Source organism: Martinezella lusitana (assembly GCF_010668395.1).
Taxonomy (GTDB): Bacteria; Pseudomonadota; Alphaproteobacteria; order Rhizobiales; family Rhizobiaceae; genus Rhizobium; species Rhizobium lusitanum_A.
In genome coordinates this window covers 497,258-516,499 of record NZ_WUEY01000004.1, presented here as the reverse complement: position 1 = coordinate 516,499, position 19,242 = coordinate 497,258, and the positions used below count along the sequence as shown (strand labels likewise).

Here is a 19,242-nt window from a genome sequence, read left to right as displayed (position 1 = left end):
GGCTGGGGGCGGGCGTATTGAACGATTTGCATGAATCCCTTCGGAAACCGCCTCGTGCTCTCGGGAAACATGGTGCTGCCGGCCGGTGATCCGCCGACCTTCGGAATCGTCGCCTATATGAGCACCATCCATGGCGCAGCGCAACAAAAACCGGGCCGCGCAGACGCCCAAGTGAAGCACATGGCCTAGTTGGTGGAAGAGGGGGAGGGCAATGTCCAGCGCGCCTTGTCGAAGACGATGGCCGTGCGGATCTGTTCGGGCGCCGTTCTGCGCAATTCCAGCTGCAGGTTGAAGCTGTTGTTGCTCTGGAACTCCTTGAAAAAAGCGAGCTTTGCGCCGAAAGCCTGCAGGGTCACGTCCTGCAATGCGCCGATCGCATCCAACGAGGCCTGGAAGTCCAGCCAATGCGTTTCGTTCAGCAGAAAGACGACGGTATCGACGAAGGTTCCGGCGATGGCCTTTCCATCGTCATTGTCGGGCATGATCACTTTAATGCGAACAGTCTCGAGTTCGCCGGACGGCTTGCCGCGGGCGATGATGAAGAAGGATGCCGCGTTGGCGTTGCCAGGGGCGCCTTTCTGGAGGGCGTAGCTGCATTCCGACGTGCCGGCGCCCAGCTCGCTTTGCTGCCATTCCCCCACGGACAGGCCGAATTTTTCGAGATCGGCGCAGAGCACCGGGCCTGATATCCGCCAGCTGCGCACGAAAGCGCTCAGCAAAGCGTCGACCGGCGCGTCCAGCAGGTGGGATCTCTTTGCGGGCGATTGTCGGGTGGCGGCGTCACCCGTCGGCTTTATGCGGTCGTGCCTCGGCGCTCCGGCTGCTGTCATTGGCGCCTGTTCGGCTGGCGTGTTTGCCGCAGCGGCAGGTGCCGGTTGCTGCGCCTGGGCAGGTTTCGGCTGCACAGGGGCCGGCTGCTGTTCCGGCTGGGGAAACAGATTGAGATGATAGCGGCCATCCAGCGCCCTGAGATTGCGCATGTTGTTGGCCAGAAGTGCCGTTGCCAGGATGATCGAGCCGATGACAACGGCCGCAATCCAGAAGACAGCCATGCTTTTCTTGCGAGGTGGCGCCACCGACATGGTTCAGATCACAGCTGCTCCCGAGGAAACTTGCCCTGCTGCAATAACTGTATGTTGCGCAGCCAATCCATGGCTACAGCATATGCGTTTATGAACGATTGAGCATCCTAAAGTTTCTTTGTCGATTCATGATCTTGCCCAAAGCCCGTCGCGATCTCCGTGGCTCGTTTCCGGGCAACCCATCTCAGGCGAAATATGCCTTGAGCGCCTTGACCGTCGCGGCATCCGTGCGGCGTGCAGAGGGGGTGGAAAAACCGAGGGCGACGACGCGCTCGTCCGTCTCGGCGACGGTTGCGGAGCAGGAGGCATGTATTTCGCTGATCTGGAGGCGCGGCCATAGCTGGCCGGCCGTCGCCAGCGTCACGCCGGAGCCGGGCATGATGGAGATGCGGCCGGCGGCGATGGTGATTGCCTGTTCGAGCACGACGACGCCTTCCGCGGCGGTTTTGGCGCCGCCCGATGTCAGGATGCGCTCGAAACCGAGGGAAATCGCCATTTCCACGGCCTCCTCGATGTCAGGCACAAGATCGAAGGCGCGATGCAGCGTCTTGCCGAGACCTTCGGCACGGGCGGCAAGAGCCGCAAGCATGTCGAAATCCAGCCGTCCGTCCGGCAATGACGCGCCGAGGACGACGCCCGGCAATCCGGCGTCGCGCGCCGCGTCTATATCGGATTTCATGATCTCAAGCTCGTCGGCGGAATAGGCGAAGCTGCCGGCGCGCGGACGGATGATGGCATAGGCGGGAACGGGCATCTTCGCCGCGGCGGCCATCAGCCCGGCGCTCGGCGTCAGCCCGCCGAGCGGGAGCGCGCTGCAAAGCTCGATGCGGTCGCCGCCGCCGGCGACGGCAGCCTTGAGACCGGCAACATCCTCGACGCAGACCTCAAGCAGCATGGCTGCGGTCTCCGGCATGTTGCAGGCCCAGCAGGGCGGCGCCGATGAGGCCCGGCTCCAGCTTGCATTGGCTCGGCACGACGAGCGGCCGGCCGAACTTGCGCAGGGTGCGGGTGCGCACGACCTCGTCCAGACGCGCCAGGAGCGGCTCGACGTTGGAGAGGCCACCGCCGACCGGGACGATCGTCGCCCCTGTTATGTTGATCGTCAGCGCCAGCGGCGAGGCGACCAGATCGACCATGACGTCGATCGTGCGTTCAGCGTCCTCGTCACCCTTCAGCCACCGGCCGATGATGTCTTCGCTGGAGAGTGCCGCTCCGTGCAGCGTCTTGTGCAGGCGTTCGATGCCGCGGGCTCCGCCGACCGTATCGACACAGCCTTTCTGGCCGCAGCCGCAGGCATAGGCGGGAATGGCGGCCGGCGGGTTGCCGGCGAAGGACGCGATGATGGGGCCGTGTCCCCATTCCCCGGCAAAGCCGCCGGCCGCGTTGACCAGCCGGCCATCCGCGACGAGACCGCCGCCGACGCCGGTGCCGAGAATGGCGCCGAACACGATGCGATGGCCACGGCCCGCACCGGACATGGCTTCGGCCATGGCGAAGCAATCGGCATCGTTGGCGATCAGCACGGGATAGCCGAGTTCCGCTTCCAGGTCGGCGGCAAGGCGCCGGCCGTGAATGCAGGGGATGTTGGCGCAGGTGAGCGCCTGCGTGTCGGGATCGACGACGCCGGCAATGGAGAAGGAAAGGCAATCCGGCTTCTCGCCCGCTTCGGCGATGACATCGCGCAGGACTGCGACGAATTGCGCAAAATCGTGCCCCGGCGTCGGGCGCCGCGCCAGCGGCACGATATCCGTCATGGAGCGGGCAATGCCGCCTTTGATGGCGCTGCCGCCGATGTCGAAGGAAACGATCATATATACCGACCTGCTGGAAACATGCGGCCTTGCTCGCACCCTTTGCGGGTCTTTGCAAGATCAATCCTTTGGCGGACCTTGACGCCGTCAGCCGGCCGGCAGCGTGATCCTGGCTTCGAAGCCGTCGGTTCTGCCCGTGGCCGGCGACAGCAGGTCGAGGTGTCCGCCGATCTGCTCGACGATGCGCTCGACGATGGAGAGCCCGAGGCCGGAGCCCGCCGCCTTGGTCTTGCCGCGCCAGAAGCGTTTCTTCAGGCCGACAAGCTCATTGGCGGAAAGCGCAGGGCCGCCGTTGATGACGCGCACGGTCCGGTCGTCGACGCCAACGGTTACCTCGTCATCGGCAGGGCCGTGGATCAAGGCGTTTTCGATCAGATTGCGCATGACGATGGCGAAGGCATCGATATCGAAATTGCGGATCAGCTTTTCCGTCGTGCCATTCTCGAGCAAGACGCGGCCGGCGGTGTCGGTGTCGCGGTCGTAGTCGCCGATCACGGTTTCGATGACCGCGACGAGATCGATCGGCTTGTCGCCCGCGCCGATACCGGCCTGCGCGCGGGAGAGCTGCAGCAGCTTTTCCGCCAGCCGGCCGAGATTGGAGAGTGACGTCTCGATGCGGCCTGCGCGCTCCGTCAGCTGCCCCTGCGGCAGTTCGGCGATCAGGCGCTGAGTCTGGGCAAGCGCGCCCGCGATCGGGGTGCGCAGCTCATGGGCGCTGTTGGCGGTGAACTCCCGCTCGGCTTCGAGTGCCGAGCGCAGGCGGTCGAGCAGCAGGTTGACGGAGCGGGCGATCGGCTGCAGTTCGCGCGGCAGCGTTTCGCTTTCCAGCGGCACCATGTTGCCGCTGTCCTTGGTGGCGATCTGCGAGCGCAGGCGGTCGATCGGCCGTAGCGAGCGGCCGACGACGACCCCGATGGCGACGATGCTGGCGGGAATGAGGGCAAGCAGCGGCCAGAGCAGCGCGACCCCGCTTTCGCGCGATGCTTCGCGACGGTTCTTGAAGGCATCGGCGACGTGCAGGAAGATCGTGCCGTCCGCCGACGATTCCGTATAGATCCGGTATCGCGGCGTGTTGTGGAAGCCGATCTTCAGCGGCACGTCATAGGCCGTTGCCGGCGCATCGTGGGAATGCAGGATGACCTTTCCGTTCGCATCCAGCACCTGGTAGGTCAGATATTCGCGGTTCAGCCCCCTGTTGAGCTCCTCCAGGCTCTGCGGATCGCCCGAATGGTCACGATTGGCGAGATCGTCGAGCACCAGGGGCAGCAGCCGTTCGGCGGTTTCCTGCAATGCGCCATCGAAGGTCTCGGAGAGTTCCTTGTTGACCACATAGACGCCGATGCCCACGGCAATCAGCCAGAAAACGACGACGGTGCCCGTGAGGGCCGTGATCAGGCGCCGGGTAATGCTGGCGCGGCTTGGCTCTTTGCTTTCTGTCATCGCTCACCCAGGCAATAGCCGACGCCGCGGGCCGTCTTTATGCGGTCCTTGCCGATCTTCTTGCGCAGGCGGCTGACATAGACTTCCACCGTGTTGCTCTCGATCTCGGAGCCGAAGGCATAGAGCGCTTCCTCTATCTTGTCCTTCGAGACGATAGCGCCCGGCCGGGTGACCAGCAGGTCGAGCACCGCCCATTCGCGTCCCGTGAGGATCACATCCTTGCTTCCCAGCCGAACGCGGCGCTGCGGCTGGTCGATTTCGAGGTCGCCGATACGGAGCGTCGGTTGCGGACTGCCGGCATAGCGACGGGCGACCGCCAGGATGCGGGCGGTGAGTTCGCCGAGATTGAACGGCTTGACGAGATAATCGTCGGCGCCGCTGTTCAGCCCCTCGATGCGATCGGAGATCTGATCGCGCGCGGTGAGGATGATGACCGGAGTCTCGTCGGGCCTGCGACGCAGCCGCTTGAGAAAATCAATGCCGCTGCCGTCGGGGAGCTGCAGGTCCAGCAGGATGAGGCCATAATTGACGGCGCTCGTGACTTCGGCGGCGTCTGTCAGATTTTTCACCCAGTCGACGGCGTGGGGGCCTGCCGCGATATGGTCGCGAACCGCACTGCCGATCGTGTCGTCGTCCTCCACCAGAAGAATGCGCACCTGCACCTCTCAACCATTGACCGGGCTTCAGTTAATGCCGACGAACCTATCGGGTCAATAACGGCCGAAATAAGCCGCAGCCGGATGCACATGTTCCCAGCCTGCCGGTCTGCCGAAAACGTTCCCGGCGGCTATGGACAGACAGGAACGCGATGGTTACTTGTTTGCGCGGAGAACGAAGCGGCCCGGCATGGCCGCATCAGGCTACTGGAGGATGCTTCGATCATGCTGAAGGGAATTTCACCGCTGCTGAATGCGGACGTGCTCTATGCGCTGCAATCGATGGGGCATGGGGACATGCTCGTCGTGGTCGACACCAATTTCCCGGCGGAGGCGATCGCGAGCCAGACGGTCCTGGGCGAGCTGCTGCGCATCGACAACGTGTCGGCCGCCGAGGCGATCGCGGCGATATTGTCGCTGATGCCTCTCGATACGTTCATCGACGACGCCGCAACGCGCATGGAAGTGGTTGGAGCCCCGGAGGAGTTGCCGCAGGTTCAGCGCGAAGTGCAGGCCGCGATCGACAAGGCCGAGGGCAAGCACTGGCCGCTGTCGCCGGTCGAGCGCTTCGCCTTCTATGAGCGCGCCAAGGATGCCTATTGTGTGATTCAGACGGGCGAACGCCGCTTCTACGGTTGTTTCACCTTGACCAAGGGCGTCATCCCGCCGGAGACTGAGTGACCCGGCACGGATGGTCCAGGTGGCGGGCAGGAATGCTGCGCGGGGCACTGTTTCGGTAAAGGAATGCGATGGCGAGGAAGCTGGATTCCCAGGGGCGGCTTGACGATGCGGCACGGGCCGGATGGCTCTATTACGTCGCCGGCCGGACGCAGGACGAGATCGCCGTCGCGATGGGAATTTCCCGGCAGTCGGCACAGAGGCTGGTGTCGCTCGCCGTCGCCGAGCGGCTGATCAAGGTACGGCTGGATCATCCGATCGCCGCCTGCCTGGAATATGCGGCAGCGCTGAAACAGAAATTCAATCTGCGCCATGTCGATGTCGTGCCGAGCGATCCGGACAGCACGTCCTCCACCATCGGCATTGCCGAAGCCGGCGCCGCAGAGATCGAGCGCTGGCTGCGACGCAGCGATCCGATCGTGCTGGCGATCGGCACGGGCCGTACGCTCAAGGCCGCGGTCGATCAGTTGCCCGGTATCGAATGTTTGCAGCATCGGGTGGTGTCGCTGACCGGCAATATCGGCCCGGACGGCTCGGCCGCCTATTACAACGTCATTTTCAGCATGGCCGACGTCATCAAGGCACGGCACTTCCCGATGCCGCTGCCGGTGCTGGTGTCATCAGCCGAGGAGCGCGAGTTGCTGCATGCGCAGGCGCTGGTGCGCTCAACGCTCGATATCAGCGCGCAGGCCGACGTGACCTTCGTCGGTATCGGCGAGATGGGAGTCGAAGCGCCTCTCTGTCTCGACGGCTTCCTCGAAAAGGACGAGATGCTTGCGCTGATGGAGCGTGGTGCCGCGGGCGAGATCTGCGGCTGGGTTTTCGATGGTAACGGCAAGCTCATGCCCGACGATGTCAACGAGCGCGTCGCGAGCGCGCCCCTGCCGTCGCGGGATACCTGTACCGTCATCGGAATCGCCAAGGGACGGCGCAAATTCGACGCCATCAAAGCCGCTGTCGTCGGGCACCAGATCAATGGTTTGATCACGGACGAGGCAGTTGCCGAATTTTTGCTCAGGGTTTGAGCAAAAAATTTAAACAATAGAAACAAATAGATAGATTGTTTGCGCGGCAATGCAGCAACGATTCCGCATTGACATTTTGTCGCAAGAAGTGAGTAATTGCCCATGAGCAAAGCGAATGCTCATCTTTGGTCTTCTGGGAGGAAGATATGAAATTGAAAACTTTACTGCTGGGCGCCTGCTCGGCGCTGATGTTTGCCGGCTTGGCATCCGCTGAAACCCTCACGATTGCAACCGTCAACAACGGCGACATGATCCGTATGCAGAAGCTTACGGACGATTTCAAAGCCAAGAATCCCGATATCGACCTGCAATGGGTCACGCTTGAAGAAAACGTATTGCGCCAGAAGGTTACGACCGACATCGCCACCAAGGCAGGCCAGTACGACGTGTTGACCATCGGCACCTATGAAGTGCCGATCTGGAGCAAGCTCGGCTGGCTTGCGCCGCTCGACAAGCTTTCCGCCGACAAGGACTATGATGTGGATGACCTTCTCCCGGCCATTCGCAGCGGTCTGACCACCGACGGCAAGCTCTATGCAGCGCCGTTCTACGGCGAAAGCTCGATGGTCATGTATCGCAAGGACCTGTTCGACAAGGCCGGCCTGAAGATGCCGGACGCGCCGACCTGGGACTTCATTGCCGATGCAGCCCGCAAGATCACCGACAAGGACCATGAAGTCTACGGCATCTGCCTTCGCGGCAAGGCAGGCTGGGGCGAAAACATGGCATTCCTGACGGCGATGTCGAATTCGTTCGGCGCGCGCTGGTTCGACGAGAAGTGGAACGCACAGTTCGACCAGCCGGAATGGAAGGACACGCTGAGCTTCTACGTCAAGCTGATGAAGGACGCCGGCCCTCCGGGCGCTTCTTCCAACGGCTTCAATGAAAACCTGGCTCTGTTCCAGTCCGGCAAGTGCGGGATGTGGATCGATGCCACGGTTGCCGCTTCCTTCGTCGCAGACCCGAAGCAGTCGAAGGTCGCCGACAATGTCGGCTTCGCACTGGCTCCGGACAAGGGGCTCGGCAAGCGCGGCAACTGGCTCTGGGCATGGAACCTCGCCATCCCGGCTTCGTCGAAGAAGACCGAAGCCGCAGAGAAGTTCATTTCCTGGGCAACCAGCAAGGAATACACCAACCTTGTCGCACAGAAGGAAGGCTGGCTGAACGCACCTCCCGGCACCCGTACGTCGCTCTATGCGAATGCGGACTACCAGAAGGCAGCCCCCTTCGCGAAGATGACGCTCGACTCGATCAACTCGGCTGACCCGACGCATCCGACCGTCAAGCCGGTTCCGTATGTCGGCGTCCAGTTCGTCGCCATCCCCGAGTTCCAGGGTATCGGCACGGCCGTCGGCCAGCAGTTCTCCGCTGCTCTCGCCGGCCAGATCTCCGTGGACCAGGCTCTGAAGGCTGCGCAGCAGCTGACGGAACGCGAAATGAAGAAGGCCGGCTATCCGAAGTAAGGGCCTTCGAAGCAAAGGAAAGCAGCGCCCCCTCTCGAGCACTGCTTTCCACTAGGCCGCCGAGCGCCGAACTGCCCTTGGCGGCCCTTTTCGTTTCAGCCGATCCACGGCCACCTCTTCCTTGTTAAAGATAGGTCGGTACTTGCCATGGCAACGTTGCACACCCGTTCGACCGCGCGCGTCATGATGGCGCCATCGGTTCTGCTTCTCTTTGCGTGGATGATCGTTCCACTCGTGATGACGATCTATTTCTCGACGCTGAACTACAATCTGCTGTCGCCCGGCGCGCATGATTTCATCGGTTGGCTCAACTACGAATACTTCGTCACCGACCCGGCTTTCCTGAGTTCGCTGATCGTGACGCTGCTGCTCGTCGGCGGTGCGTTGCTGATTACCGTCATCGGCGGCATTGCGCTGGCGCTCCTTCTTGATCAGCCGATCTTCGGCCAGGGCATCGTGCGCATGCTGGTGCTTGCGCCGTTCTTCGTGATGCCGACGGTCGCCGCCCTCATCTGGAAGCACATGTTCATGAACCCGGTGAACGGGCTTCTGGCGCATCTCTTCAGATTGTTCGGGCTGGATCCGCTGACCTGGCTGGAGACGGTGCCGCTGCTGTCGATCATCATCATCGTCGCCTGGCAATGGCTGCCTTTCGCAACCCTCATCCTGCTGACCGCCCTGCAGTCGCTGGACGAGGAACAGAAGGAAGCCGCCGAAATGGATGGCGCCGGCCCGGTCTCGAAGTTCATCTACATCATCCTTCCGCATCTGGCGCGCGCCATTACGGTAGTGATCCTGATCGAGACGATCTTCCTGCTGTCCGCCTTCGCCGAGATCCTCGTCACCACCAACGGCGGTCCGGGCACGGCGACGACGAACCTGACCTACCTTGTCTATTCGCAGATCGTTCTGTCGCAGGACGTCGGCGGCGCATCGGCAGGCGGCATCATCGCCGTCATCCTCGCCAATATCGTCGCGATCTTCCTGATGCGCGCAGTCGGCAAGAATCTGGAGGCTTGAGATGGCACGCAAGATCACCACGCAACGCAAGATTTTCGTATCGGTTGTCGCCTGGGCCGTGGCGCTTCTCATCTTCTTCCCGATCCTCTGGACGATCCTGACGAGCTTCAAGACCGAGGGCGACGCCATTGCCTCGCCGCCGCAGTTCCTCTTCTTCCACTGGACGCTGGAGAACTACGTCGAGGTGCAGTCGCGCTCGAACTACTTCCTCCATTTCGCCAACTCCGTCATCATCGCCTTCGGTTCGACGATCCTCGGCCTGATCGTCGCCGTTCCTGCCGCCTGGGCCATGGCGTTCTCGCCGACCAAGCGGACCAAGGACGTGCTGATGTGGATGCTGTCCACGAAGATGATGCCGCCGGTCGGCGCCTTCATCCCGATCTACCTCTTGTTCCAGGGGTTCGGCCTGCTCAACAACCAGTTCGCCAGCCGCTTGGGCATGGTCGTCGTGCTAATGCTGATCAACCTGCCGATCATCGTCTGGATGCTCTACACCTACTTCAAGGAAATTCCCGGCGAGATCCTCGAGGCGGCCCGCATGGACGGTGCGACGCTCGTCAAGGAGATCATCTACGTGCTGACGCCGATGGCGATCCCCGGCCTTGCCTCGACGATGCTGCTCAACATCATCCTCGCCTGGAACGAGGCCTTCTGGACGCTCAATCTCTCGTCCGTCGACGCAGCGCCGCTGAGCACCTTCATCGCCTCCTATTCCAGCCCGGAGGGCCTGTTCTATGCCAAGCTTTCGGCGGCATCGACCATGGCGATCGCTCCGATCCTGATCCTCGGCTGGTTCAGCCAGAAGCAACTCGTTCGCGGCCTCACCTTCGGCGCGGTTAAGTAAGGAAGACAAGCATGGGTAGCATTGTTCTCAAGAAGGTTTCCAAGGTCTTCGGCGAAGCCAAGGTCATCCCTTCCATCGACCTCGAGATCGACAATGGCGAGTTCGTCGTGTTCGTCGGCCCGTCCGGCTGTGGCAAGTCCACGCTGCTGCGTCTGATCGCCGGCCTCGAGGATGTTTCCGGCGGGCAGATCCTGATCGACGGCAAGGACGGCACCAATTTGAAGCCGTCCGACCGCGGGCTTGCCATGGTGTTCCAGTCCTACGCGCTCTATCCGCATATGAGCGTGCGCAAGAACATCGCCTTTCCGCTGAAGATGGCGAACATGTCGCAGGCGGAAATCGACAAGAAGGTGGCGGACGCCGCGCGTGTCCTGAACCTGACGGACTATCTGGAGCGCAAGCCGCGCCAGCTCTCCGGCGGTCAGCGCCAGCGCGTCGCCATCGGCCGCGCCATCGTGCGCCAGCCGGCGGCCTTCCTGTTCGACGAGCCCTTGTCGAACCTGGACGCGGCGCTGCGCGTCAACATGCGCCTCGAAATCAGCGAGCTGCACCAGCAGCTGAAGACGACGATGGTCTACGTGACGCACGATCAGGTCGAAGCCATGACCATGGCCGACAAGATCGTCGTGCTCAACCGCGGCAATATCGAGCAGGTGGGTTCGCCGCTGGAGCTCTACCGCAGCCCGCGCAATCTCTTCGTCGCCGGCTTCATCGGCTCGCCGAAGATGAACTTCGTCAAGGGCGCCTATGCCCAGAGTCTCGGCGGCGACACCATCGGCGTGCGCCCTGAGCATGTGGTGCTGTCGACCAGCTCGGGCGACTGGCAGGGCAAAGTGCTGGTTGCCGAGCATCTCGGTTCCGACACCTTCCTGCATATCGACGTCGACGGCATCGGCACGGTGACGGCGCGCGGTTCGGGCGATTTCCCGGCCCGGGCCGGCGATACCGTCTACCTGACGCCGGACAAGACGCATATTCACCGGTTCAACGCCGAGGGGCTGGCGATCTGAGCCAAGCGCCAAGCCCATGCGCGCCGCCCGCGCATGGGGAACGCACCGATCCCGGTCCGCCCGGATATTTGCGGGCCGGAAAGCATACGAGCCGGAGCGGCCTTTCCCAGTCGTCCGGAGCCAGAGACCTTTCCAGAAGGACTAGAGACATGACGTGCAAATTATCGCTCGCAACTCTCCAGGAGGCGGCAGCAAAGGCGGCCATTCCTGCTTACGATCCGAAATCGCTTTCGGCGGGCATCGTGCATTTCGGTGTCGGCAACTTCCATCGCGCCCATCAGGCCGTTTATCTCGACGATCTTTTCAATGCCGGCCAGAACCATGACTGGGCGATCATCGGCGCGGGCGTGCTGCCCTCCGATGCTTCCATGCGGGAGAAGCTTGCCGCCCAGGATTTTCTGACGACCGTGGTCGAGCAGGACAACAACCGCACGGCCGCGCGCGTCACCGCGCCCATGATCGACATCCTGCCGGTCGGCGACGCCAAGACCATCATTGCCAAGCTTGCCGACCCGACGATCCGCATCGTCTCCATGACGATCACCGAGGGCGGCTATTTCATCGATGCCTCCGGCAAGTTCAATCCCGCGCATCCGGCGATCGTCGCCGACGGGCAGAATCCGGATGCGCCGAAGACCGTGTTCGGTCTGATCGTCGCCGGCCTCAAGGCGCGCCGCGCCGCCGGCGTGCCACCCTTCACCGTCATGTCCTGCGACAACATTCCCCACAATGGCGGCGTCACCAAGGCTGCGGTCGTCGGCACCGCGCGGCTGTCCGACCCGGCCTTCGCCGATTGGATCGCCGCGAACGTCGCCTTCCCGAACGGCATGGTCGACCGCATCACGCCGGCGACCGGTGCGCGCGAGATCGACTTCCTCAAGGAAGTCTTCGACATCGAGGACAACTGGCCGGTCTATTGCGAAGAGTTCAAGCAATGGGTGCTGGAGGACAATTTCCCGGCCGGCCGTCCGGCGCTGGAAAAGGTCGGCGTGACTTTCGTGTCCGACGTGACGCCCTATGAGCACATGAAGATCCGCATCCTCAACGGCGGCCATGCGGCGATCGCCTATCCGGCGGCGCTGATGGATATCCATTTCGTGCATGAAGCCATGGAAGAGCCCTTGATCCGCGCCTTCCTCGCCAAGCTCGAGAACGATGAAATCATTCCGGTGATCCCGCCGGTGCCGAATACCGTGCTTGCGGATTACTTCAAGCTGATCGAGCACCGCTTCGCCAATCCGAAGATCGCCGACACCATTCCGCGTCTCGCGCAGGACGGCTCCAACCGCCAGCCGAAATTCATCCTGCCTTCGACGGCCGATCGTCTTCGCCGCGGCGAGGATATCGTCGGCCTCGCGCTGGTCTCGGCGCTTTGGTGCCGATACTTCGCGGGCAAGAGCGACAGCGGCAAGGACATCGTCTTCAACGATGCCAGCGCCGACCGACTGCATGAAGCCGCCCTCAAGGCGAAGGACGATCCGAATGCCTTCCTCGTCTTCGATGACATCTTCGGCGATGTCGCCAAGTCGGATCTCTTCCGCAAGCGCTTCGCGCATGCCCTGAAAACGCTGTGGGAAAAGGGTACCCGCGTCACCCTGCAGCTATACTTGGACAACAAACTCGCGGAATAACTTTCAAACGGCCGGAGTTCTCCTGTTCCGGCCGTTTTCCATTGTCGCGCGTATTTCGAAAGCGGGACAGCAACAGAATTCGGGTTGGATCTGCGATGACGAGTGAGGGAACAGGCCTCGTAATCTTCGATTGCGATGGTGTGCTTGTGGATAGCGAGCCGCTGTCCGTCGGCGTGCTCATCCAGGCGATGCACGATGTCGGCGTGGATATGAGCGAGGAGGATGTCTACAGCCGCTTCCTCGGCAAGAGCCTGGCGACGCTCGTCGATACGATGCAGACGGAATTCGATGTCTTCATCGACCAGGCATTTCTCGATCGCATCCGCAACGATCTCTACGAGCGCTTCAAGCACGAGCTGAAGCCGATCGACGGCATTGCGGCGACATTGGATGCGCTTTCGCTGCCGCGTTGCGTCGCCTCTTCGAGCCAGCTGGAGCGCATCCGCCTGTCGCTGGGCGTGACCGGCCTTCTCGGCAAGCTGGAGCCGAACATTTTTAGCGCCAGCATGGTCAAGCGCGGCAAGCCTGCGCCTGATCTCTTCCTTTACGCGGCTGAAAAGATGGGCGTGCCGCCGAAGGAGTGCATCGTCGTGGAAGACAGCCCGGCGGGCATTACCGCGGCGCGCGCGGCCGGCATGACGGTCTTTGCATTTACCGGCGGCTCGCATGCGCATTCGCCGAGTTACCGGGCGGAACTGGAGCAGCTTTCGCCGGAAGTCGTGTTTGACGCAATGCCGGAATTGATACAACTTGTCCGCAACAAGAGATAAGTGGTCGGGACCTCTTTTGCATGCGTGATCACGTAGTTGCGGTCGATATCGGCACAAGTAGCGCACGCGCCGGTGTCTTCACGGCGAGTGGCTCGTTGCTGGCCAAGAGCGAGCATCCGATCCTGATGAATCGCCCGCGCGAAAACCACGCCGAGCACGATTCCGAAAACATTTGGGCCGCCGTCTGCACTGCCGTTCGCTCGGCCGTGAATGCCTCCGGCGTCGATGCATCCGTCATCGGCGCGATCGGCTTCGATGCAACCTGCTCGCTGGTCGTGCGCGATCGCGATGGCGGGCAGCTCACCGTTTCCACGGGCGGCGAAAGCCGGTTCGACACCATCGTCTGGCTCGATCACCGCGCGCTCGCCGAGGCAGATTACTGCACGGCCACGAAGCACGAGGTTCTGGACTATTCCGGCGATTTCATGTCGCCGGAAATGGAAATGCCGAAGCTGATGTGGCTGAAGGAGAACCTGCCGCAAAGCTGGGCGCAGGCCGGTTATTTCTTCGATCTTGCCGATTTCATGACCTGGAAGGCGACGGGCTCTCTGGCCCGGTCGCGCTCGACGCTGGTGGCGAAATGGAACTACCTCGCCCATCGCGAGCCGGGCTGGCAGGCCGATTTTCTCAATGTGATCGGCCTTGGCGATCTGCGGGAACGCGGCGGCCTGCCCGAGGAGAGCGTTCCCGTCGGCAAGAGCATCGGCACTTTGACGGCCGAAGCGGCCGAGGCGCTGGGGCTCGATCGCGCATGTCACGTCGGCGCGGGCATGATCGACGCCTATGCCGGGGCGCTTGGCGCGCTTGCGGGCCATGCCGGCGATGCCGGTACGTTGGAGCATCAGCTGGCGCTGATAGCCGGCACCTCGAGCTGCGTCGTCTCCTTCGCGCGGGAGCGCAAGCGCAGCACCGGCATGTGGGGACCTTACTACGAGGCCGTGTTTCCGGGCATGTGGCTTGCCGAGGCCGGGCAGTCGGCAACGGGCGCGCTTCTCGACCATATCGTCAGCATGCACGCGGCCGGCGGTCCGCCGACGGCGGCCCTGCATGATCGTATCGTGCGGCGCATTGCCGAGCTGCGGCTTGCCGAGGGCGACTCCCTCGGCGGGCGTATCCATGTATTGCCCGATTTTCACGGCAACCGCTCGCCGCTCGCCGATCCGCACGCACTCGGCGTCATCAGCGGCATGACGCTGGACGCCTCCTTCGATGGTCTCTGCCGCCTCTACTGGCGCACCAGCGTCGGTATCGCGCTCGGCATCCGCCACATCCTCGAGCGGATGCGGGACTATGGCTATGTGCCCGACACGCTGCATGTCGCCGGCGGTCATGTAAAGAATTCGGTGCTCATGGAGCTCTATTCCGATGTGACCGGCTGCAAGGTCGTGATGCCGAAGATGAACGAGACGGTGCTTCTCGGCACGGCGATTGCCGCGTCCGTCTCCTGCGGTCTCCATGAGAGCCTGGGGGCGGCGGGTGCTGCGATGTATCCGGGCAGTCACGAACGGCTGCCGGATGCCGAAAAGCAGGCGCTTTACGATCGCGACTACAGGCGCTTCCTCGCCATGTACCGTCATCGCGCGGAACTGGACGCCATGGAATAGCCGGCGGTTTACCTGAGCGGCGCGTGGACGAACATGCCTTGAAGTTCTTCTATGCGGCGGCTCCGGATTTCCGCCGTTTCGCCCGCGGCATGGATGACAGCCACCGCCAGATATTCCAGCAGCGACATCATGGCGGGGAGGTTCTCCGGACCGTTGGCCCGCTGGGGCGGCAGGGACAGCGTGATATTTGCGAATTCATGCGCCCATTCGGTAAACTGGCCCGTTACCAGCAGCACCTTGCATCCGGCCCGGCGTGCGGAGCGGGCCAGCAGGCGCGACGAGACGAAGCTTTGAGAGTCCACGACGACAAGCACCCCGTCATCGGACGGTCCGCCAAACAGCTCGATGTAACTGCCATTGGCGCCGTCGAGGAACAGGACCTGATCGCGGGCAAAGGTCAGTCGATCGCTGAAATAGCGTCCGATCCCGGCGAGGCCGGGATGGGAGGTGACGAAGACACTTCCAGAGGACAGGATCGTTGCGACCGCCTCCTGCCATTGCGGCTGGCCGGCGAGGTTGTAGATATGCTGCAGCATCTCGACCTGTTCGGCGATCTGGGTCGCAAGCGGGCGGCCCTCGCTGGCATCCTTCTGTAACTGTTCGAGCACGCTCGGCAATTGCGACGCCAGCGCGGGCGCATTTTCCTTGAGGTGGACCTTGATACCGTCCAGCCCGTGATAGCCGAGCGAGCGCAAGAATCGTCCCACCGTCATCGGGCTCAGCTCCAGCCTGTCGGCAACCGAAGAAGCCGTTTCGAACGGCAGTTCGTTCAGGTGCTCGGAGAAATACTTAGCAATTCTTCGCTCGGCCGGAGTGCCGACCTTTATATATTGCTTAAGTCTCTGGCTGAGGTCTTCCAAAGTTTGCGCCTCGTCGATGGTCTTTCCGTTGTCTGGTTGCACAAATTTCTGCATCAATCGGCCATGCAAATCTAATCGGATTGCCGATCTTGTTTTGATTGTTGTTCTTAATGTGAAGCACAGAATATATTAGTGTAATCTGTATTACAATAATTCAAATTTTTAATTGAGCATACTCATATATCCGCGCGAGATATTGATATCGATGCAACCGCTTCCTAGGTCTCCGGTTACCACTGAAACGGGATCGACCGAATGATTGTCCTTGCAGCGCGCCTTTCTCTTGCCAATCTCTTTGCGCCCGAGACGCGAAAGGTTTTCTGGAAGGTTGTGGGCCTGACACTGTTTGCGCTTGTCGCGCTCTGGTTCGCACTGCGCGGCGCATTCAATTCCTTCATCCTTCCCTGGCTGCAGGGCTTCATGCCATCCACTTCGGACTGGACGGGCTGGCTTACGCTCTTCCTTGCCATTTTTGCCGGTATCGCATTGGCACTGGCGATGGCGCTGCTGATCTCGCCCGTCACGGCGCTGATCGCCGGCCTCTTTCTCGATGATGTCGCTGAGGTCGTGGAGAAGCGGAACTATCCCGGAGATGCTCCCGGAACGGCCATGCCGATCGCCGCCGCCATGAAAAGCTCGGTGCGGTTTCTCGGCGTCGTCATCGTCGGCAATATCGTGGCGCTGTTCCTGCTGTTCATTCCGGGCGTCAATCTCGTCGCCTTCTTTTTGGTAAACGGCTATCTGCTCGGCCGGGAATTCTTCGAATTCGCGGCCATGCGCTTTCGCACGCCGGATGAGGCGCGGCAGTTCCGCGTCAAGCACGCCTTGACGGTCTTTTCGGCTGGCCTGGTCATCGCGGCGTTTCTGGCGATCCCGCTTCTCAACCTGCTGACGCCGCTGTTCGCCGCCGGGATGATGGTGCATCTGCACAAGCTCATATCGCGGCAGGAGACGGCCCTGAGAGCGCGGTAGTCCTAGGCGCCCGCCTGCGTACCGATGATCTGCGCCGGCAGTTCGACCAGCGGGGCGGGGATATCCCAGGTCTTTTCCGGCGACCGACAGAGGTCGGCTATGACGCAGCGTTCGCATTCCGGCTTGCGCGCCTTGCAGCAGTAGCGCCCATGCAGGATCAGCCAATGGTGGGCATGGTAGAGATACTGGTCGGGAATGATCTTCATCAGCCGCTGCTCGACTTCGTCCGGCGTCTTGCCGGGCGCCAGCAGCAGCCGGTTGGCAATGCGGAAGATGTGCGTGTCGACGGCCATCGTCGCCTGGCCGAAAGCCATGGACAGCACGACGTTTGCGGTCTTGCGGCCGACGCCCGGCAAGGTCATCAGCTCCTCGCGCGTCCGCGGCACCTCGCCGCCGAAATCGGTAATCAGCTTTTCCGACAGCGCCACGACGTTCTTCGCCTTGTTGCGGTAAAGGCCGATCGTCTTGATGTATTCGCGGATACGTTCCTCGCCGAGATCGAGCATCTTCTGCGGCGTGTCGGCAATGGCGAAGAGGGCGCGCGTCGCCTTGTTGACGCCGGCATCGGTCGCCTGCGCGGACAGCGCCACGGCGACGACCAGCGTGAAGGGATTGACGTGCTCCAGCTCACCCTTGGGCTCCGGCCGCTGGATGGAAAAGCGGCGGAAGATCTCTTCCAGGTCCGCCTTGGAATAAAGGCTCTTTACGGTCGGCTTGCGGCCTGCGGTCGCATTTGACTTTTTCGCGGTTTGGGCGCTGGATTTGATCTTAAGATTTGCCATGAACGACCTATACTCAAGTCCTATGACGGAACGCAACGCCGATACGGCGGCAGACGGCAGCAGGCCGGTTTTCGCCGCCGAATTGTTTCCCCATCGCTCGCTCGGACGAAAGGGGTTCAAGGTCATGCTCGCCTTGGCCGGCACCGTCTGCTTGTTCTACAGCATTCTCTTCGTCACGCGCGGCGCATGGCCGGTCGGTTTCTTCTTCGGCGCCGATTTCTTCCTGCTCTACGGCGCCTTCTGGCTCAACTACCGCTCGGGGCGCGTGCGCGAAGAGGTGACGGTATCGCGCACCAATGTTTCCATCCGCAAGTTCTCGCCGACCGGGCGGATGGTGGAACATCATTTCAATCCGTTCTGGACGCGGTTTCTGGTTCGCCGCCACCGCGAGATCGGGGTCGTGTCGATGCATGTCCGCGACAGAAGCCACGACACCGACGTCGGCTCCTTCCTCAATCCGGAGGATCGCGAGAGCTTTGCCAAGGCCTTCAAGCGCGCGCTTGCCACAGTCACGCAGCGGATATGAGCGCTTTCAGCAAAGCCGGCACAATCACATTTCCGCAGGGAGCCCGCTTACGCAAGAAACGGGTGGTTTTACCCCTTCTGCCGTGGTTTTCTCCTTTCCAAGGAGAAAGAACATGAATGCGATTGCACAGCTGAAGAAAGACATCACGCCGGAAGGTCAGGATTACGAGACCGTGCGGGAGGTCATCGAGCTCATTACCGAGGAGTATCGCGACCAGCCGTCGCTGGAGATGCTTGCCGAAAGGCTCGGCCAGTCGCCGACCCAATTGCAGAAGACGTTCACGCGCTGGGCTGGACTGTCGCCCAAGGCGTTCCTTCAGGCCGTCACGCTCGATCATGCCAAGCGGCTCCTGCGCAAGGAGGATCTGCCGCTGCTGGAGACATCCTTCGAAGTCGGCCTTTCGGGGCCCAGCCGGCTGCACGATCTCTTTGTCACGCACGAGGCAATGTCGCCAGGCGAATGGAAGGCCAAGGGCAGCGGGCTGGTGATGCGCTATGCGTTCCACATCTCCCCCTTCGGCCTTGCCCTGATCATGGTCACGGATCGCGGTCTCGCCGGCCTTGCCTTCAGCGACAGCGGCGATGAAAAGGCCTGTCTGGCCGATATGACCTGCCGCTGGCCGAACGCGCAGTTCATCGAGGATCCGCAGGCGACGGCGCCCTATGCGGCGCGCATCTTCGAGCGATCGAACTGGTCGAGCGACCAGCCGCTGCGGGTGGTGCTGATCGGCTCGGATTTCCAGCTGCGCGTCTGGGAAAGCCTTTTGAAGATCCCGATGGGCCGTGCCGTGAGCTATTCCGATATCGCAAGGGATATCGGCCAGCCGACGGCGATGCGGGCCGTGGGCGCGGCCGTCGGCCGTAACCCGATCTCCTTCGTCGTGCCCTGCCACCGCGCACTCGGCAAGAACGGCCAGCTCACCGGCTATCATTGGGGCCTGACGCGCAAGCGCGCCATACTGGGATGGGAATCGGGGGATGCTTGAGGGGTGTTTTCGCAGGTTCGGAGTTTGCCGAGCCCGCAGTACCCCCTCTGTCACGACAGTGACAGAGGGGGTATCGCACTTTC

20 protein-coding genes are annotated in these 19,242 nt (G+C 62.1%); 13 read left to right on the top strand and 7 right to left on the bottom strand.

The genetic code is table 11. The features are described 5' to 3' along the window. Window positions 1-30: 30 nt before the first annotated feature. Window positions 31-189 (top strand): hypothetical protein, encoded by a 159-nt coding sequence (locus tag GR212_RS12510; RefSeq protein ID WP_163986878.1) that lies wholly within the window; start codon window positions 31-33, stop codon window positions 187-189. Here the strand turns inward: GR212_RS12510 and GR212_RS12505 are convergent. The 5 genes from GR212_RS12505 to GR212_RS12485 all read right to left on the bottom strand — a co-directional run bounded on the left by GR212_RS12505 (window position 186) and on the right by GR212_RS12485 (window position 4,989). After that, a complete protein-coding gene (locus GR212_RS12505) occupies window positions 186-1,052 on the bottom strand; it encodes a DUF6030 family protein (protein ID WP_246725742.1) in 867 nt (288 codons plus the stop codon). The genes GR212_RS12510 and GR212_RS12505 overlap by 4 nt on opposite strands. Window positions 1,053-1,266: 214 nt before the next feature. Then, a complete protein-coding gene (locus tag GR212_RS12500; RefSeq protein WP_163986876.1) occupies window positions 1,267-1,977 on the bottom strand; it encodes a copper homeostasis protein CutC in 711 nt (236 codons plus the stop codon). Beyond that, window positions 1,967-2,893 carry an ROK family protein gene (locus tag GR212_RS12495; protein WP_163986875.1) on the bottom strand — a complete coding sequence of 309 codons (927 nt, stop codon included), beginning with the start codon at window positions 2,891-2,893 and terminating at the stop codon, window positions 1,967-1,969. Before GR212_RS12495 ends, GR212_RS12500 begins: the two co-directional genes overlap by 11 nt. 87 nt (window positions 2,894-2,980) lie before the next feature. Then, a complete protein-coding gene (locus GR212_RS12490) occupies window positions 2,981-4,333 on the bottom strand; it encodes an ATP-binding protein (RefSeq protein WP_163986874.1) in 1,353 nt (450 codons plus the stop codon). Then, window positions 4,330-4,989 (bottom strand): response regulator, encoded by a 660-nt coding sequence (locus GR212_RS12485; protein WP_163986873.1) that lies wholly within the window; start codon window positions 4,987-4,989, stop codon window positions 4,330-4,332. The genes GR212_RS12490 and GR212_RS12485 overlap by 4 nt, the downstream gene beginning before the upstream one ends. Before the next feature lie 225 nt (window positions 4,990-5,214). On the opposite strand from GR212_RS12485, the gene GR212_RS12480 reads away from it, so the two are divergent. The 9 genes from GR212_RS12480 to GR212_RS12440 all read left to right on the top strand — a co-directional run bounded on the left by GR212_RS12480 (window position 5,215) and on the right by GR212_RS12440 (window position 15,034). Continuing rightward, window positions 5,215-5,670 (top strand): RbsD/FucU family protein, encoded by a 456-nt coding sequence (locus tag GR212_RS12480; protein ID WP_163986872.1) that lies wholly within the window; start codon window positions 5,215-5,217, stop codon window positions 5,668-5,670. Window positions 5,671-5,738: 68 nt separating this feature from the next. Then, a complete protein-coding gene (locus GR212_RS12475; RefSeq protein WP_163986871.1) occupies window positions 5,739-6,692 on the top strand; it encodes a sugar-binding transcriptional regulator in 954 nt (317 codons plus the stop codon). Window positions 6,693-6,838: 146 nt separating this feature from the next. Beyond that, window positions 6,839-8,155, top strand: coding sequence for an ABC transporter substrate-binding protein (locus GR212_RS12470; RefSeq protein WP_163986870.1), 1,317 nt, complete (start codon window positions 6,839-6,841; stop codon window positions 8,153-8,155). Window positions 8,156-8,302: 147 nt separating this feature from the next. Further along, entirely contained in the window at window positions 8,303-9,175 is an 873-nt protein-coding gene (locus GR212_RS12465; RefSeq protein ID WP_163986869.1) for a carbohydrate ABC transporter permease, read from the top strand. Between the two features lies 1 nt (window position 9,176). Beyond that, window positions 9,177-10,019 carry a carbohydrate ABC transporter permease gene (locus GR212_RS12460; protein WP_163986868.1) on the top strand — a complete coding sequence of 281 codons (843 nt, stop codon included), beginning with the start codon at window positions 9,177-9,179 and terminating at the stop codon, window positions 10,017-10,019. Between the two features lie 11 nt (window positions 10,020-10,030). Further along, window positions 10,031-11,029: an ABC transporter ATP-binding protein gene (locus tag GR212_RS12455; protein WP_163986867.1), complete on the top strand. Its 999-nt coding sequence runs from the start codon at window positions 10,031-10,033 to the stop codon at window positions 11,027-11,029. 149 nt (window positions 11,030-11,178) lie between these two features. Continuing rightward, window positions 11,179-12,660, top strand: coding sequence for a mannitol dehydrogenase family protein (locus tag GR212_RS12450; RefSeq protein WP_163986866.1), 1,482 nt, complete (start codon window positions 11,179-11,181; stop codon window positions 12,658-12,660). A gap of 95 nt (window positions 12,661-12,755) precedes the next feature. Next, window positions 12,756-13,430 (top strand): HAD family hydrolase, encoded by a 675-nt coding sequence (locus tag GR212_RS12445; RefSeq protein ID WP_163986865.1) that lies wholly within the window; start codon window positions 12,756-12,758, stop codon window positions 13,428-13,430. Between the two features lie 20 nt (window positions 13,431-13,450). Beyond that, the gene (locus GR212_RS12440; RefSeq protein WP_163986864.1) at window positions 13,451-15,034 is read left to right on the top strand and encodes an FGGY-family carbohydrate kinase; all 1,584 of its coding nucleotides are present in this window, start codon (window positions 13,451-13,453) and stop codon (window positions 15,032-15,034) included. Window positions 15,035-15,042: 8 nt separating this feature from the next. Here the strand turns inward: GR212_RS12440 and GR212_RS12435 are convergent, their stop codons facing one another. Continuing rightward, window positions 15,043-15,894 (bottom strand): MurR/RpiR family transcriptional regulator, encoded by an 852-nt coding sequence (locus GR212_RS12435; protein WP_163986953.1) that lies wholly within the window; start codon window positions 15,892-15,894, stop codon window positions 15,043-15,045. A 255-nt stretch (window positions 15,895-16,149) separates the two neighbouring features. On the opposite strand from GR212_RS12435, the gene GR212_RS12430 reads away from it, so the two are divergent. Next, complete coding sequence (locus GR212_RS12430; protein WP_163986863.1) at window positions 16,150-16,866, top strand: sulfate transporter family protein; 717 nt, start codon at window positions 16,150-16,152, stop codon at window positions 16,864-16,866. Window positions 16,867-16,868: 2 nt separating this feature from the next. Here GR212_RS12430 and nth read toward each other — a convergent pair whose 3' ends face one another. Then, window positions 16,869-17,648 carry an endonuclease III gene (nth, locus tag GR212_RS12425; protein ID WP_163986862.1) on the bottom strand — a complete coding sequence of 260 codons (780 nt, stop codon included), beginning with the start codon at window positions 17,646-17,648 and terminating at the stop codon, window positions 16,869-16,871. A 22-nt stretch (window positions 17,649-17,670) separates the two neighbouring features. On the opposite strand from nth, the gene GR212_RS12420 reads away from it, so the two are divergent. After that, a complete protein-coding gene (locus GR212_RS12420; RefSeq protein WP_163986952.1) occupies window positions 17,671-18,174 on the top strand; it encodes a DUF2244 domain-containing protein in 504 nt (167 codons plus the stop codon). A gap of 112 nt (window positions 18,175-18,286) precedes the next feature. Then, window positions 18,287-19,159, top strand: coding sequence for a methylated-DNA--[protein]-cysteine S-methyltransferase (locus tag GR212_RS12415; protein WP_163986861.1), 873 nt, complete (start codon window positions 18,287-18,289; stop codon window positions 19,157-19,159). The last annotated feature ends 83 nt before the right edge of the window (window positions 19,160-19,242 follow it).